The sequence below is a fragment of the Agrobacterium sp. H141 genome (assembly GCF_057158725.1).
Window position 1 is genome coordinate 3,521,991 of record NZ_CM169893.1, and the last position, 14,986, is coordinate 3,536,976.

Annotated in this window: 13 protein-coding genes; 3 read left to right on the forward strand and 10 right to left on the reverse strand. The window is 60.3% G+C overall.

Annotation, left to right across the window (positions count from 1 at the left end; all coding sequences use genetic code 11):
- Window positions 1–144 precede the first annotated feature (144 nt).
- Both ACWPM9_RS16570 and ACWPM9_RS16575 read right to left on the reverse strand, forming a co-directional pair.
- Window positions 145–1,506: a putative bifunctional diguanylate cyclase/phosphodiesterase gene (locus tag ACWPM9_RS16570; protein WP_428185703.1), complete on the reverse strand. Its 1,362-nt coding sequence runs from the start codon at window positions 1,504–1,506 to the stop codon at window positions 145–147.
- 120 nt (window positions 1,507–1,626) lie between these two features.
- Window positions 1,627–3,348 carry a response regulator gene (locus tag ACWPM9_RS16575; protein WP_484755861.1) on the reverse strand — a complete coding sequence of 574 codons (1,722 nt, stop codon included), beginning with the start codon at window positions 3,346–3,348 and terminating at the stop codon, window positions 1,627–1,629.
- Window positions 3,349–3,638: 290 nt separating this feature from the next.
- Here ACWPM9_RS16575 and mutL point away from each other — a divergent pair, with 290 nt between their 5' ends.
- Together mutL and ACWPM9_RS16585 are read left to right on the forward strand one after the other, a co-directional pair.
- Entirely contained in the window at window positions 3,639–5,462 is a 1,824-nt protein-coding gene (gene mutL / locus ACWPM9_RS16580; protein WP_484755862.1) for a DNA mismatch repair endonuclease MutL, read from the forward strand.
- A 64-nt stretch (window positions 5,463–5,526) separates the two neighbouring features.
- A complete protein-coding gene (locus ACWPM9_RS16585; RefSeq protein WP_428185706.1) occupies window positions 5,527–5,760 on the forward strand; it encodes a DUF2093 domain-containing protein in 234 nt (77 codons plus the stop codon).
- A gap of 12 nt (window positions 5,761–5,772) precedes the next feature.
- Here ACWPM9_RS16585 and lpxK read toward each other — a convergent pair whose 3' ends face one another.
- From lpxK to ACWPM9_RS16615, 6 genes are all read right to left on the reverse strand, one after another.
- Window positions 5,773–6,810 carry a tetraacyldisaccharide 4'-kinase gene (lpxK, locus tag ACWPM9_RS16590; protein ID WP_484755863.1) on the reverse strand — a complete coding sequence of 346 codons (1,038 nt, stop codon included), beginning with the start codon at window positions 6,808–6,810 and terminating at the stop codon, window positions 5,773–5,775.
- A 50-nt stretch (window positions 6,811–6,860) separates the two neighbouring features.
- On the reverse strand, window positions 6,861–7,598 hold the full coding sequence (locus ACWPM9_RS16595) for an HAD family hydrolase (RefSeq protein WP_484755864.1): 738 nt from the start codon (window positions 7,596–7,598) through the stop codon (window positions 6,861–6,863).
- Entirely contained in the window at window positions 7,595–8,911 is a 1,317-nt protein-coding gene (gene waaA, locus ACWPM9_RS16600; protein ID WP_484755865.1) for a lipid IV(A) 3-deoxy-D-manno-octulosonic acid transferase, read from the reverse strand. Before waaA ends, ACWPM9_RS16595 begins: the two co-directional genes overlap by 4 nt.
- A gap of 150 nt (window positions 8,912–9,061) precedes the next feature.
- Entirely contained in the window at window positions 9,062–9,313 is a 252-nt protein-coding gene (locus tag ACWPM9_RS16605; RefSeq protein ID WP_484755866.1) for a DUF4170 domain-containing protein, read from the reverse strand.
- Window positions 9,314–9,368: 55 nt separating this feature from the next.
- Window positions 9,369–10,181 (reverse strand): 3'(2'),5'-bisphosphate nucleotidase CysQ, encoded by an 813-nt coding sequence (locus tag ACWPM9_RS16610; protein ID WP_484755867.1) that lies wholly within the window; start codon window positions 10,179–10,181, stop codon window positions 9,369–9,371.
- Window positions 10,182–10,221: 40 nt separating this feature from the next.
- The gene (locus ACWPM9_RS16615; protein ID WP_428185712.1) at window positions 10,222–11,568 is read right to left on the reverse strand and encodes a TldD/PmbA family protein; all 1,347 of its coding nucleotides are present in this window, start codon (window positions 11,566–11,568) and stop codon (window positions 10,222–10,224) included.
- A gap of 120 nt (window positions 11,569–11,688) precedes the next feature.
- On the opposite strand from ACWPM9_RS16615, the gene ACWPM9_RS16620 reads away from it, so the two are divergent.
- Complete coding sequence (locus tag ACWPM9_RS16620) at window positions 11,689–13,497, forward strand: monovalent cation:proton antiporter-2 (CPA2) family protein (RefSeq protein WP_428185713.1); 1,809 nt, start codon at window positions 11,689–11,691, stop codon at window positions 13,495–13,497.
- A 9-nt stretch (window positions 13,498–13,506) separates the two neighbouring features.
- On the opposite strand, the gene ACWPM9_RS16625 is transcribed toward ACWPM9_RS16620, so the two are convergent.
- Both ACWPM9_RS16625 and rsmD read right to left on the reverse strand, forming a co-directional pair.
- Window positions 13,507–14,397 (reverse strand): patatin-like phospholipase family protein, encoded by an 891-nt coding sequence (locus tag ACWPM9_RS16625; RefSeq protein WP_484755868.1) that lies wholly within the window; start codon window positions 14,395–14,397, stop codon window positions 13,507–13,509.
- A gap of 27 nt (window positions 14,398–14,424) precedes the next feature.
- Window positions 14,425–14,985: a 16S rRNA (guanine(966)-N(2))-methyltransferase RsmD gene (gene rsmD, locus ACWPM9_RS16630; RefSeq protein ID WP_484755869.1), complete on the reverse strand. Its 561-nt coding sequence runs from the start codon at window positions 14,983–14,985 to the stop codon at window positions 14,425–14,427.
- Window position 14,986: the final 1 nt, after the last annotated feature.

Genomic DNA, 14,986 nt, shown 5'->3' on the forward strand with positions numbered 1-14,986 from the left:
ATGGCTGCCGGACGGCGAAGATCCGCCTATCGTCTGCCATAGTTGCGCAGCGCCCCGTGAGCCGCAATGTCGAGACACGGCGATTTCTGGTCGAAGTGCGTCGTTTGGTAATCAAGCTCGAAGAGGTCGACCGGGCGGCCGATCTCAGGCGTTCATGCGATCGGCGACGGTAAATTCGTGAAAATGCTGCTTCAGATAGCGCAGGGTGGCAGCGGCATCGACCGGTTTGCCGAAATAATAGCCCTGCCCCATGCCGCATCCCAGCGCGCGCAGCATTTTGGCTTCCGCCTCGGTCTCGATACCCTCGGCCACAACCTGCAGCTCAAGGCCTTCGCACATGGTAATGATGGCCTTGACGATATGCTCGGAGGCGCGGTCCTTGGAAATCGAGGAGACGAAGGCACGGTCGATCTTGAGCTTGTCGAAAGCAAAGTCGCGCAGTCGGCCAAGGCTTGATTGGCCGGTTCCAAAATCGTCCAGAGAAATGCGTATCCCGGCGTCACGAAGATCCTGAATGATACGCTCGGCAGTTTCTGCCGATGTCATGACCGCCGTTTCGGTGATTTCCAGTTCCAGCCGGTGCGGATCGAAGCCGGTGCTTGCGAGGATGGCCAGAATATTGCTGGTGGTGCGCAGATCCATCAACTGGGCTGAAGAGAGATTGAAGGACAGGAAGAGTTCTCTCGGCCATGTGAGGGTCGCTTCCGCTGCCTTGCGCAGCAGTGCCTCCGACAGCAGATCGATGAAGCCGCGCTCTTCGGCAAGGGGTACGAAGACCGACGGCGATACAAAGCCGAGATCGGGGTCGTTCCAGCGCGCCAGTGCCTCGAAACCCACCGGGCGATTGTCGAACAGGCGCACGATCGGCTGGAAGTAGACCTCGACGGCGTCGTTGATGATGGCATGGCGCAATGCCTGTTCCATCTGGGTGGCCCGCATCATTTCCTGGGCGATTTCGCTGGAATAGACCGTGATGTGGCCACGGCCGCGGCGCTTGGAGCGATAGAGTGCCGTCTCCGCACTCTTTTGCAGATCCTCGAATTCTGCACCGGCAAAGGGATAGACGGCAAAGCCAAGACAGGCCGAAAGACGAACATTGCGATCGCCCAGATCATAGGGTGCCGACAGCACATCCTTGATCATCTGGCCCATCCGCTCGGCGCTTACGCGCTCGCAGATGAGAGGCAAGACAACTGCGAATTCATCGCCGTCATGACGGGTCACGGTGGCGCCATCCGGCACACATGCCTTCAGCCTGTGGGCGACCTGACAGAGGATCTCGTCTCCAGCCTCGGTTCCAAAGAGATCGTTGATCGGCTTGAAACCGTCCAGATTGACCAGCCCCACCGTGAAGGGAGCCGGATCATCCGCGCGTTCGGCAGCCAGATGCTTGACCTTCTCTCGAAGACGGTGGCGATTGCCCAGACCGGTCAAGGAGTCCGTATAGGCCATTGCCTGGAGCTCTTTATGGCTCTCATCCGGCGAAGTCCTGTTGTCGGGCCTCATTTCAGTCATCCTGCGTCAACTATCTGCCGCTGAACAATGGCCCTGCAACTCTTAACAAGATCATAGCAATAGGCGGACGAAGACTAGATGTTCTCACCCCTAATTTTGGGGGTACAGTGTTCAGCCGAGGCGGCTCACACTCTTTTTCAGGAAACGCTCGAACACATCTCGGATCATTTCTGTACTGAGCGGCTTGGCGATTGTATCGTTCATTCCAGAGGCAAGACATCTCGCGCGCAGGTCACCGGACTTATCTACGATCACTCCGATAATCGGTATGTCTGCGCCCGCCGGTCCGCCCAGTTCCCGGATTATTCGGCAGGCTTCCAGACCCGACAATACAGGAAGCGTGACATCCATCATCACGATGCCTGGTTGAAGGTCCCGGCACAGGCGAACTGCCTCATCGCCACTGACTGCAATCTTGTAGGGGTAACCCAGACTTTCCAGAATCTGGGCAAAGACGATCTGGTTGACCTCGTCGTCTTCGGCCACAAGCACCAGGGGACGGTCAGTGTCATCAATCTCAGTGCGTTTTTCCGAGCCGGTCAAGAATTGCCAATCCGGCAAATGTCTTTGCGCATTCGCGCGCGTCGCCAGGTAATTGCCGATCGTTTGCGGCAGGTCCGATGTCAGCTGGAAGGCATCCAGTGGCAGAACATCCAGCCCCTGCATTTCTGCGAGTTCCAGACAGGCGATATCCATCTGCGCGTCGATCAGAACCAGATCGACCAGAGCGCCGGAGGACCTGGCAAGCCGCAGAAATGCCTCTTCCTCTTCGATGCTGCGAACGGCACAGCAATCCGCACCCAGGGCAATGAGCGTTCTTAACGCCTGCGCCTCGATCGTCGGATCATCGGTCACGAGAAGAATGTTGCGGTCGGTGACAGGGAATGGACCTGCCGGACCGGCAGCATGGTCACGCCTGTCGGACGCAGGGCTTGGCCGCGGCATCCCGTTCGAGGCGGATGCAGCAGCTGCCGGCAGCAGATCGTGAAGCTCGGCAAGGTCGTCAATCGTGGTCACGATGAAGTAGCGTCCCGGCTTTCCCACGCGCTTGGTGCGGATCAAGACCGGTGCCGAGGGGTCGTCTTCCGCCGCAATCTCCTGGGCGATGACCGACGGCGCACCGGTCTGCAGCGTGTGGCGGCAAGCCGCGTTCACGCGCTCGGCCACATCGGTCCTGAAGATCCTGTCCATACTCTTGCCCAGCAGCCCATCGGAACTCAGCGACAATAGGTTGGAAAAGGCGAGGTTCACCGCGACCACGGTCAGATTGGCATCCTGGACGACCACGGGATTGGGCAGGTTGTCGAGGATTTCCTCGGTCAACTGCACGCGCTCCATGTCGGCGCGCCACTGTTCTTCGCGTTTTTTTTGCTCGGTGATATCGGTCACAAGCGACAGGCCATAGCCGGACGACAACCGGCGCCGGGAATAGCGCAGCCAACGTCCTGAGGCGTCACGCTCCTGTTTGTCGCTGCGCTCGCGCCAATGGCTGGAGGTGTGGCTGGCGATCCACTCTTCTCGGGATGCCCCCTTCGAGGCAGAGGCCGGCGCCTCGGAACTGACACGCATGCCCGCGTCATAAAGCGCTCCAAAAAGATCGCGAAGACGCGTTCCGGCTTCCAGAAAAAGAGGCGCTACAGGGAAAAACTGTCTGACATTGCGGCTGGCAAAGATGATCTTGTCGTTCTGGTCGAAGATGAGAAATGCCGCACCCAGCGCGTCGGCTGCAGCCTCAAGCACTGCCGGCTGCAGCGCGCCGCCACGCAAAGCCGCTGAATCGGGCGTCCTGTCGCGGGCCTGGTCGCCTGAAGACGATTTTGCAAAGTCAGTCACCGTGCACTCCCTCAAAGGCTGGAGGTCGAACGGTGATCGATGCGCACGAAGACATTGCATGCCCGGATGAGGCATGGGGCTTGGAACCGGTTTTTATGGAAGAAAGCTCAAGCTTGCTCGCGCTTGCCATCATTTGGCCCGTCTTTGCCAGGATTTCATTTTCCCGGCAAACTAGCGCCTTTCAATTAAGGCGGTGTTAATCGTAAATTGCCGACGGGAGCAATAAAACTGCGCGCCGCTCTCTTCGATTTCCCCTTCCCTCAGGCCTGCGAATCCCCGAAAATAGACAGATGGCCATCAAGCAACTTTCCGAGACGCTCATCAACCAGATTGCCGCCGGCGAGGTCATCGAACGACCTGCCAGTGCCGCAAAGGAATTGATCGAGAACGCCATCGATGCCGGGGCGACCCGGATCGAGATCGCGACCGCTGGCGGTGGCAAGAGCCTGCTTCGGATTACCGATAATGGCAGCGGCATGGATTCGACGGATCTCGAACTGGCCGTGCGGCGTCATTGTACTTCCAAGCTTTCAGACACGCTGGACGATATCCACAGCCTGGGCTTTCGCGGCGAGGCCCTGCCCTCGATCGGTTCGGTGGCAAAAGTCATCATCACCAGTCGAAAGCAAGGGGCCAGCGAGGGTGCCGAAATTGCGCTGAGCGGCGGCAAGGTTTCGCCAGTGCGTCCAGCCGCTGCCAATCCCGGCACCGTGGTCGAGGTGCGCGATCTGTTTTTCGCCACCCCTGCCCGATTGAAATTCCTGAAAAGCGAACGTGCCGAAGCCGCCGCAATCACCGAAGTGGTGAAACGGATGGCGATCGCCTTTCCGAAAATCCGCTTCACCCTGTCCGGATCGGACCGTTCGACACTCGAATTCCCGGCAACGGGCGAAGACCATCTGGCACGCATCGCCCAGATCCTCGGCAGTGATTTTCGCGACAATGCGATTGCGCTTGATGCGGAACGCGAGGATGTGCAGCTGAGCGGCTTTGCCGGCGTTCCGACCTTCAACCGGGGCAATTCGGCGCATCAATATGCCTTCGTCAACGGTCGCCCGGTTCAGGACAAGCTGATCCTCTCTGCCGTGCGCGGTGCCTATGCCGAAACCATCCCGCATGGCCGCTATCCCATCGTGGTCCTGTCCTTCACGCTCGATCCAGCCTTGGTCGATGTCAATGTTCATCCGGCAAAATCCGATGTGCGGTTTCGCGATCCGGGCATGGTGCGTGGCCTGGTGGTGGGGGCGGTGCGCGAGGCGCTGACGCGTGAAGGCGACCGATCATCGACAAAAGGTGCCAGCGACATGCTACGCGCCTTCAGGCCGGGTTATCGCCCGCCGCAGCCTAGCCCCTCCGCAACATGGACGACGCAGTCTTCGCCGTATCGGCCCTTTACGCCCGGCGCTGCCGGCGGATTTGGCGAACCCGTGCAAAGCGCATTCGACACGATGACCGTGCCCGCCGCGCGCGCGGAGATGCCTGTCCAGCCAATGCGCCCGGATACAGAGACTGCGGGCGTCGAACCGGTGGAACGCTTTCCGCTCGGTGCTGCGCGGGCGCAGGTGCACAAGAACTACATTGTCGCCCAGACGCCGGACGGGCTGGTGATCGTCGATCAGCATGCCGCCCATGAGCGGCTCGTCTACGAGAGCTTGCGCACAGCGCTGCGGGGACGGCGTCTTCCTTCGCAAGGATTGCTCATTCCGGAGATCATCGACCTGCCGGAAGAAGACTGCGACCGGCTGATGGCCCATGCCGCGGATCTGGACCAGTTGGGATTGGCCATCGAGCGCTTCGGCCCCGGTGCCATTGCTGTTCGCGAAACCCCGGCGATGCTGGGTGAGGTCGATGCGGATGCGCTTGTGCGCCAGTTGGCCGACGAGATTGCCGAGTGGGATACAGCCGGGGGTCTTTCAGCCAAGCTCGAATATGTGGCCGCCACCATGGCCTGCCACGGTTCTGTGCGATCAGGCCGCGTGCTGCGCGTGGAAGAAATGAACGCCCTGCTTCGGAAAATGGAAGAGACCCCGGGCTCCGGCCAATGCAATCATGGTCGGCCGACTTATGTGGAGTTGAAGCTCTCCGATATCGAGCGTCTGTTCGGACGAAGCTGATTTTCTCTGGAAATCGACCGTTCGGCGGTTTAAGGCAGACGACGGCAGTACGGAAGGGCAAGACATGAACCGGTTCGAAGGCGGCAGCAATCGCGAAGCGAAGATCAAATATCTCGATGGGGATTTCCAGATCCTGTCGCCGGGTTCGCATGTTATCTGCGCCATGACCGGCAAACAGATCCTCATCGACGAGTTGCGCTACTGGAGCATTGCCCGCCAAGAGCCCTATGTGGATGCCGCGTCCTCGTTCGAAGCCGAAAAGCGTGCCGGCACGCTTCCGGTACAGACGGGGCGCTGAACGCCAACGGGATCAGGACCGGCCGCGACGGAGATTTCGCTCACGGCAGGCGTTGATGGCACGGTCGATGATCTGTGATGGTGCTCCCGGATCGTCGAAAACCATATCGACATCGATGACATGACACCTGGCGGCCAGTTCGGCTGCGCGCCCATGGCCATGAGCGAGCCGCGCCATATCCTTGGCCGTCGTCACGATCTGGAGCCCCTTGGCATCGGCGCGGGTCAGCAAATCGACAATTTCATCATCTGCCAGATGATGATGGTCGGGGAAATCCTGCCTGTCCTCGATCAGAATATTGAGCTCAGACAGGGTGCGGTAGAATTTTTCCGGATCGCCGATACCGGCAAATGCCAGAACGCCCAGACCCGCAAGTCCTTCATCATCCTTAGGCATCAGGGTTGCGACGAAGACCTGCTTGCCGCTTCGAGACGCCCTTCGCACCAGTTTGTCGGCGGCATCGCCATTACCAACCTTGAGGATCGCAGACAGGCGCCGCATCTGACGCCCGATCGGCGCGCGCACCGGTCCGCCCGGAACCACATGGCCATTGCCGATGCCGCGGCGGCTATCAATCACGATCAACGCGAAATCCGTCACCAGCGAATTGCTCTGGAAACCATCATCCATGATGATCAGATCGACCCCCTGTTCGACCAGCATGCGAGCACCGGCAATGCGGCGGCGGGCCACCACAGTGACCGCCTCGCGCGCCAGCAAGAGCGGTTCATCGCCAACATCGGCTGCACGGTGGTGATCTGCGTCAACGAGCGTGGTGACGTCCAGCGAACCGCCATAGCCGCGGCTGAGAATGCCCGGCTGCAAACCACGGGCCTTGGCCTCACGCGCAAGGGCTGCAGCCGTGGGCGTCTTTCCGGCACCGCCGACGGTGAAGTTTCCAACGCAGATGACGGGAACAGGAACGGAGTTTCGGCTCTTCACGCCCATGCGCCAGCCGGCCACGCGCCCATAGAGAAAAGATAACGGCAGCAGAGCGATTGCCTGCCATCCCCGCCGCGTCCACCAGAATGGAGGCGCTTCCGAAACCATATCTATCTATCCCCCTTGCAGGCGGCTCTTCCAACGGATGCCGCCACTCCTTACCCGAAGAGAACAGGCAAACCTGTCACATCGTCAAGTATGAGGTCGGAATGGGCTGCAAGCGTTTCGCGCAACCCCGTTCCGCTCAGCACGGCGATGGTGAGCCCGGCACCGGCATTGCGGCCCATATGCATGTCGTGATTGTTATCGCCGACCACGGCGACCTGATGCGGCTCCAGGCCCGTCGCATCGCAGAATGCGAGAACCATGCCGGCCTCAGGCTTGACGCCGTGACCGCTGTCATATCCGGCGACAAAATCGAGATAGGGATCGAGACCGAAGCGCGCGGCGATGGCCCTGATCGACCGCTCGTTGTCGCTGGATGCGATGCCCAGTTTCAGACCACGTGCGCTCAGGCTTTCAAACAAGGGTGCAAGCGCGGCGACCGGCACCGACTGATCGGCAGCACCGGCGAATTCGGCGTCGATCCGCGCGACCAAGATTTCCAGCTCGAACCGCGCACCGGCCGCAATCATCGCTTCTGCGATTTCTCGTGTATTGGCGGCTGCAAAGAGGCTGTCGGGCGCGATCATGCCGGTTGCCGGGTCCATGCCGCAAAGCCTCAGCAGGTCTGCAGCCAGCACCGGGTCTCCGCCCGCTGCCATCAGCGCCACGGCGCGGTTTACCGGTTCCCAGCTTTCGTTGAAATCCAGAAGGGTGCCATCCTTGTCGAACAGGATGCCGCCGATGGCGGCCAGACGCTCGGGCGTCGGCATGGCGACCGTTGATACACTCATACCTGCGCTGCTCTCGGTTGAAGCCTTGCCTTGACGGTCAGGGGATTGATGTAGGGTTCCAGACCCTTGATGGTGGCGGCCAGCGCACCGCGCATCTCCTGCAGGCATTCGGTGCCCGCATCCATCATCTTGTGACGCGGAATGTCGTTGTTGGAGAGGAAATGTACGGCCTTGGCCAGCATTTCTGGATCGCGCACCATGCGGGCCGCACCGGCCTTCACCATCTTCTGATAGGTTTCGCGGAAGTTCTCGACATTGGGGCCGGAGAGGATTGCGCAGCCGAGCATGGCCGGCTCCAGCGGATTTTGCCCACCCTTGTCGGTCAGCGACTTGCCGAGGAAGGCAATCTCGGTCAGGCGCAGGAACAGACCCATTTCGCCCATGGTGTCGCCGAGCAGGATATCGGTTTCGTCCGTGATCGGGTCATTGCGGCTGCGGCGGGCGACCAGGAGCCCCTTCTCGGTCATCGTCTTTTCCAACTCGTCACAGCGCTCGGGATGGCGCGGCACGATAATGGTCAATATGCCGGTATGGGCTTTCAGTGCGCGATGCACCATCACGGCGGCCTTTTCCTCGCCCTCGAACGTGGACGCGGCCACCCAGGTGCGGCGCTTGCCGATCTGCTGGGCATAATGCGCCAGCACCGCTTCATCGCAAGGCGGGGCTTCGCTATCGACCTTGATATTGCCGGAAATGCTGACGGGCCATGCACCCAGATCGCGAAAGCGCTCGGCATCGATATCCGTCTGGCTGACGACCAGCGCCATCTGCCCGAAGATGATTTCGGCGATGCCCGAATGGCGGCGCCAGCTATCGAAAGAGCGTTCGGAAATGCGGGCGTTGACGAGAACCTGGGGAATATGGCGACGCCGCAGTTCCATGATCGTGGCGGGCCAGATTTCGGATTCCACAGACAGGGCTATGTCCGGCTTCCAGTATTTGAGAAAGCGCTTGATGGCGGGCTTCACGTCCAGCGGCACATATTGATGAATAATGTCGCCGCCGACGCGGCGCGCTGCGACTTCAGCGGAGGTCACTGTTCCGGTGGTCAGCAGCACCTGGATCTGGCGTCGGCGCAATTCGCGCAAGAGCGGGATGACGGCCAGAGTTTCGCCCACGCTTGCGGCATGGACCCAGGCCAGCGGGCCTGCGGGACGCTCGACGCTGGCATAGCCGAAGCGCTCGAGCTTACGCGATTTGTCTTCCTTACCCTTGGCTGCACGGATCGCCAGAAACGCACCAGCCAGCGGATAGGCAGCGACGCCCGCCCACCGGTATGCTGTCAGCGCGACCGAGGCCAATCCATTGCTCATGGGTTATGAAATCCGCGTCATCATATCAAATATGGCACCTGAAAAGTGGCTCTGGTTACCCCCACAAACCACTATACTGACTGAGCTATAACTTCGTTAAAATAGTGGCGCCCGCGATGGCTAATCAAGCCAGTCGCGGGCGCACCCGGATCAATTCTTTTCAACGTCTTTCCCGACAGGGTCGAGAAGGCGATGCATATGGACGATGAAATATCGCATGTGGGCATTGTCCACCGTCTGCTGCGCCTTCGATTTCCAGACTGTCAGCGCCGATGCGTAGTCCGGATAAATTCCAACGATGTCGAGATCGTTCAGATCGCGGAATTCAACTTCCTGAAGATTGGACAGTTCGCCGCCAAAGACCAGGTGAAGAAGCTGTTTCTTGCCTGCTGCTTCCGTCATACCTTGTCATCCTTCCATTCCAGTTTTTGTTGCCATTGCTGTGCGCGATTTCGGCTCAAAGGTCAACCGCGCGGGGTACCCGCAGATGTTGCAGAAGGCCCGGCAGCGCGGTCGCAGAGCCGGCGCAGAGGTGATCCTGAACAACTTCGGCGCGATTGTATTGAAGCGGTTCACCGCGAAAATCAACCAACTGCCCCCCGGCCCGTTCCAGCAGAAGATCGGCGGCGGCCAGATCCCAGTCATGCGAGTTTTTCTTCACCAGCGTCGCGTCGATACGTCCGTCAGCAATCAAGGCCAATCTGTAGGCCAGCGAGGGGATATGCGGCACGCGCTCGACCGTCTCACGATACTCGGGATCGAGAAGGTCCAGCATATCGGTCGCGGTCGCGACCCGGGTTGGACCTGCCGAGGGACCCGCGACGGAAATCGGGCTGCCATTTCTGGTGACGGCGCCGTCAGCGACCGCCAGGAATTCCTCATCCAAGGCCGGGGCATACAGTGCTGCGGCAACCGGGCGACCCCGGTGAACGACGGCGACACTCACACACCAGGTTTTCTTGGCACCTATGAACGCCCGTGTGCCATCAATTGGATCGACCACGAACAGGGTCTCATAGCCAAGTCGCGCTGAATCGTCGTCGGTTTCTTCCGATAGCCAGCCATAGTCGGGACGTGCGGAGCGCAAGATATCCGACAGGCGGTCATTGGCGGCAAAGTCTGCGGCACTGACTGGCGAGCTACCCTCGTTTTTCCACCAGACATCGGGTGACTGGCCGAAGAATGTCATGGCTATTTCGCCGGCACTGCGCGCCGCCTTGGCAACAAGGGCGAGGTCCGCAAGCCGTTCGTTCGTCGGAGCGGATGTCATGGTGCAGCCCTTGCCTTTCTATGGTGACCGGCCGGTCTGTTCAAAGGCCGGCGAGTGTCATGCCTTCAATGGCGATGGTCGGCGATGCCACCGAGAAATCGCGGTCGATGTCATTTGCAAGCGTCAACCGCATGAACATGTCCTTGAGGTTGGACGCGATGGTGACTTCCGAGACCGGATAGGCGATCTCGCCATTTTCGATCCAGTAGCCGGATGCCCCGCGGCTGTATTCGCCGGTGATCATGTTGGCGCCATGACCGATCAATTCGGTGACGTAGAAGCCTGTGCCGATGGAACGGATGAGTTCTTCCGGCGACACGTCGCCCGGTTCCAGCGAAAGGTTCGTGGATGTCGGGGAGACAGAGGTGCCACCGCGTGCGCCACGACCATTGGTCTTCAGCCCCAGTTCACGCGCCGTGGACGACGAGAGGAACCAGTGCTTCAAGACACCGTCCTCGATCATGGTCAGGCGCTCGCCGGCCACGCCTTCACCGTCGAAGGGACGCGAGGCCGAGCCGTGGACGCGGCGTGGATCGTCGATGATGGTGAGACCGGGCTTCAAGACCTGCTCGCCCATCTTGTCGCGCAGGAACGAGGTCTTGCGGGCAACCGAAGCACCGTTGATGGCGCCCGCGATATGCCCGACAAAGCCACGCGCGACACGCGGGTCGAAGACCACGGTCAGATTGGAAGCGGTCTTCACCTGACGCGGATTGACGCGACGGACAACGCGCTCGCCGGCGCGGCGGCCAATATCCTCGGAACTATCCAGTTCGGAATAATAAAGACGGCTATCGAAATCATAGTCGCGCTCCATCTTGGTGCCTTCGCCAGCAATGACGCTGACGGAGCGACCGAAGCGGGAGCCCATATAGCTGCCGGAAAAGCCGTCGGAGGTGACAAGCACCATGCCGCCAAGGCCAGAGGATGCACCGGAGCCCGAGGAGTTGGTGACGCCGTCCACCGAAAGGGCGGCCTCTTCCATGGCAAGGGCTGCTTGCGTCAGTTCTTCGCTCGACACTTCCGTCGGGTCGAAGAGCTTCAGATCCGGGAAGGTCGTCGCCAGATCTTCCTTGTCGGCCAGACCGGCATAAGGATCTTCCGGCGACACCTTGGCCATGGCCACGGCGCGCTCTGCAAGCACCTTCAAATCAAAGCCCGGATTTGCCGAGACGCTGGCAACACGCTTGCCGACGAAGACGCGCAAAGAGAAATCATCGCTTTCGGCGGAATCCGTGGATTCCACTTTTCCCTGGCGCACAGACACGGACTTGGAGCGGGACCGGACAACAACGGCATCGGCCTGATCCGCACCGGCGGCGCGGGCAAGCTCGACAAGTTGATCGGCGCGGGATAACAGGCTGGCGGAATCGAATTCTGACGACATGAAATAGCCTTTCGTTCGGGCACCATTTATTGTGCAATACACCCAGCATCAAGGGCAGCACCGTCGATTCCCGCAGAACTGCGGCAATTGTCGCCAAATGAGTTGAAGGAAAAGTCGTTCATGAGTACCTCGACAACTCTGTTTTCCGAAACGCTGCTGCTTCTGGGCGGTGCCGTTGTCGCTGCACCGCTGTTCCGCAAGATCGGTCTTGGAACCGTTCTGGGCTATCTGACAGCCGGTGTGGTCATCGGCCCGGTGCTCCATCTGATCACCGGCGCGGAGGAAATTCTCAGCATTGCCGAACTCGGCGTGGTGTTCCTGCTGTTCGTCATCGGGCTGGAACTCAACCTGTCGCGGTTATGGCGCATGCGGGCCGACATCTTCGGGCTTGGGACCGCACAGGTGATGCTTGCAGGCTTGGCCCTGACAGGTCTTTCCATGGTGGCGGGCATTGCAGAATGGCGTGGAAGCCTGGTGGTCGGGTTTGGTCTTGCGCTTTCCTCGACCGCATTCGCACTGCAGCTTCTCAATGATCAGGGCGACCGGAACTCAACCTATGGACAACGCGCCTTCTCGATCCTGCTGTTGCAGGATCTGGCGATCGTGCCGCTGTTGGCGATGGTCAGCATTCTGGGCACCAGTCACAGCCAGTCCGAGACTGCGGTTTTACCCGAAATTCTGAAAGCCGTCGGTGCCATTGCTGCGACCGTTGTGGCCGGACGCTATCTGCTGACGCCGTTTTTCCAGATCATTGCCCGCACCGGTGCGCGCGAGGTGATGATTGCGGCGGCGCTGTTTGTCGTCATCGGCGCTGCCACCTTGATGCAGGTGGCGGGGCTTTCCATGGCCATGGGTGCGTTCCTGGCAGGTGTCATGCTGGCGGAATCCTCCTATCGTCACGAGTTGGAAGCGGATATCGAGCCCTTTCGCGGTCTGCTCCTGGCGCTGTTCTTCATGGCAGTCGGGCTTTCGATGGAGCTCGCCGTGATCATGGACAATCTGCTGCTGCTGGCCGTCGGCGTGGTTGCCGTGATGGTGGTCAAGGCGTCGATCATGTTTGTGCTCGCGCGGTTCACCGGTTCAAGCCGGAACGATGCGGTGCGCATTGCCTTCCTTCTCCCGCAGGGCGGCGAATTCGGCTTCGTGCTGTTCACCACCGCCACCACGGCCGGGCTGTTTTCCAATGCCACGGCCTCATTGCTCATTTCCATGGTCACACTCACCATGGCGCTCACGCCGCTGGGTGCTTTGCTGTCGCGCCGGTTCCTGACAGAGGATGGTCGCGAGCAACTGGAAGAGGATTTCGAGGGTGCCGGCGCGGACGTGCTGATGATCGGATTTTCCCGCTTCGCCCAGATCAGCGCGCAGATCCTGCTGGCAAGCGGTCGCGAGGTAACCATCATCGACGATTCCGCCGACCGTGTGCGCCAGGCGGCCTCCTTCGGCTTTCGCATCTATTTCGGCGATGGTACGCGGCTGGATGTCCTGCGGGCGGCCGGTATCGAACATGCCAAGATTGTCGCTGTCTGTACGCAGAAGAAGGAAACGACGGACCGCATCGTCGATCTGGTGCGGGACGAATATCCGCATGCGCGCCTGTTCGTGCGGTCTTATGACCGCGTCCACAGCCTGTCGCTTCGGGCACGGGACGTGGAGTACGAACTGCGCGAAACGCTGGAATCCGGCCTCATGTTCGGGCGGAAAACCATTCAGGCGCTTGGCATGTCGGAGGACGATGCGCGTGCCATCGTCAAGGATGTGCGCCGCCGCGACGAGGAGCGGCTTCAGATCCAGGCCGCAGATGGCATTCTGGCCGGTCGACACATGCTGCATAACAGACCGGTCAACCCGGAACCGCTGATCAAGCCGAAGCGTCTCAAAAATCCTGTCGAGAAAACAGACGAAGAGGCCTCCACCGAGGCAGGATGATAAGACAAGCTATTCGACGGATTTGCGCGAAGCCGCTTCCAGCTTGCCTTCCAGATCGCGCTTGAACCCGTCCTTCAAACCTTCCGTCGCCTCCAGCACCTGCTGGGCTTTGAGAAAATCGAGAACCCGGAAGCCGGAAACCGGCGGGCGCAGGAATATCTCCGGCGTATAGATCTTCAGCATCAGCTGGATGGCCGAGAGCATGGTGAGCTGCCCGGCCCCGAAAATACTGTCGAAACGGCTGGGTGCTTCTGTCGGATCGCCCACGGGACCGCCGACGACATCGACGCCTATAATGATATCGGCCCTGCCTTTCAGCTTGTCATAGGGGACGGGATTGAAGATACCGCCATCGATCGAGAGCGCGCCGTTGAGGCTGACCGGCATGAAGAGTGCTGGAATGGCGGCAGAGGCTGCCAGTGCCGTCACCAGTTTGCCTTCGCTCACCGCGATTTCCCGCTGGCCGTAATAATCGGTCGCCATCACTGTCAGCGGTATCTGCAGGCCGGAGAATTGGTCCGGAAGCTGCGCCGGCAGGAAGGCGGGCAGAATGGTTTCAAGATTGAACTGACCGAACCGAAAGCCGCCCAGCGCATCGCGCATGGTGCCACCGCGGAGGCTCCAAAGCCTGCTGGTGACAGCGCCGCGCCTGCCAACGGTCTCCAGAGCAAATTCGCGGATTTCGGCACCGGTCATGCCGGCCGCCATGCCCGCACCCATGATGGCGCCGATGGAAGAACCGGCAATCGCCACCGGGCGAATTCCCATTTCATCCAGCGCCTCGATAACGGGAATATGGGCAAAGCCGCGTGCGCCGCCGGCACCGAAGGCAATGGCCACGGTCGGATCAGAGGAGTGCGCTTTTCGTTCCGTACCGGTCAAAGACTGCGATTGATCCATGGACGGACGACCTTTTCTTGCGGCCCGTCAGCCGGGCGTGTAGCGATAAAAATGCATGCGCGTATCGCCAAAACCGCGATCCTCAAGCAGGTTGAAGACGGGGTCGACGACAGGTTCGATATCGGATCGCTCTTCGAGAATGACAAGGGCGCCGGGTACAAGCCAGCCGCCTGAATGGGCACCGGCCAAGGCTTTTTCGCCAAGACCCTTGCCGTAAGGCGGGTCGGCAAACACCAGGTCGAATGGTTCCATGGTTCCCGGTCCGCCGAGCTGTGTCGCATCCCGGCGCAGCATTCTGGCCCGGCCATGAAGGCCCAGGGCGTCGATATTTTCCCACAGAATGCTGCGGCCCTCGACGCTGTTTTCCACAAACAGCGCCGTGCGGCATCCACGCGACAATGCCTCTATGCCGACAGCGCCGGTGCCCGCGAAAATGTCCAATATGCGCGTCCCATCCAGGCATTCCGGATAGGCGTGGCCCAGAATATTGAACAGGCTCTCGCGGGTGCGATCGGTCGTCGGGCGAATATCATTCGACTTCGGACCGGCCAGAGCACGTCCGCGAAACTCACCGCCGACAATCCGCACC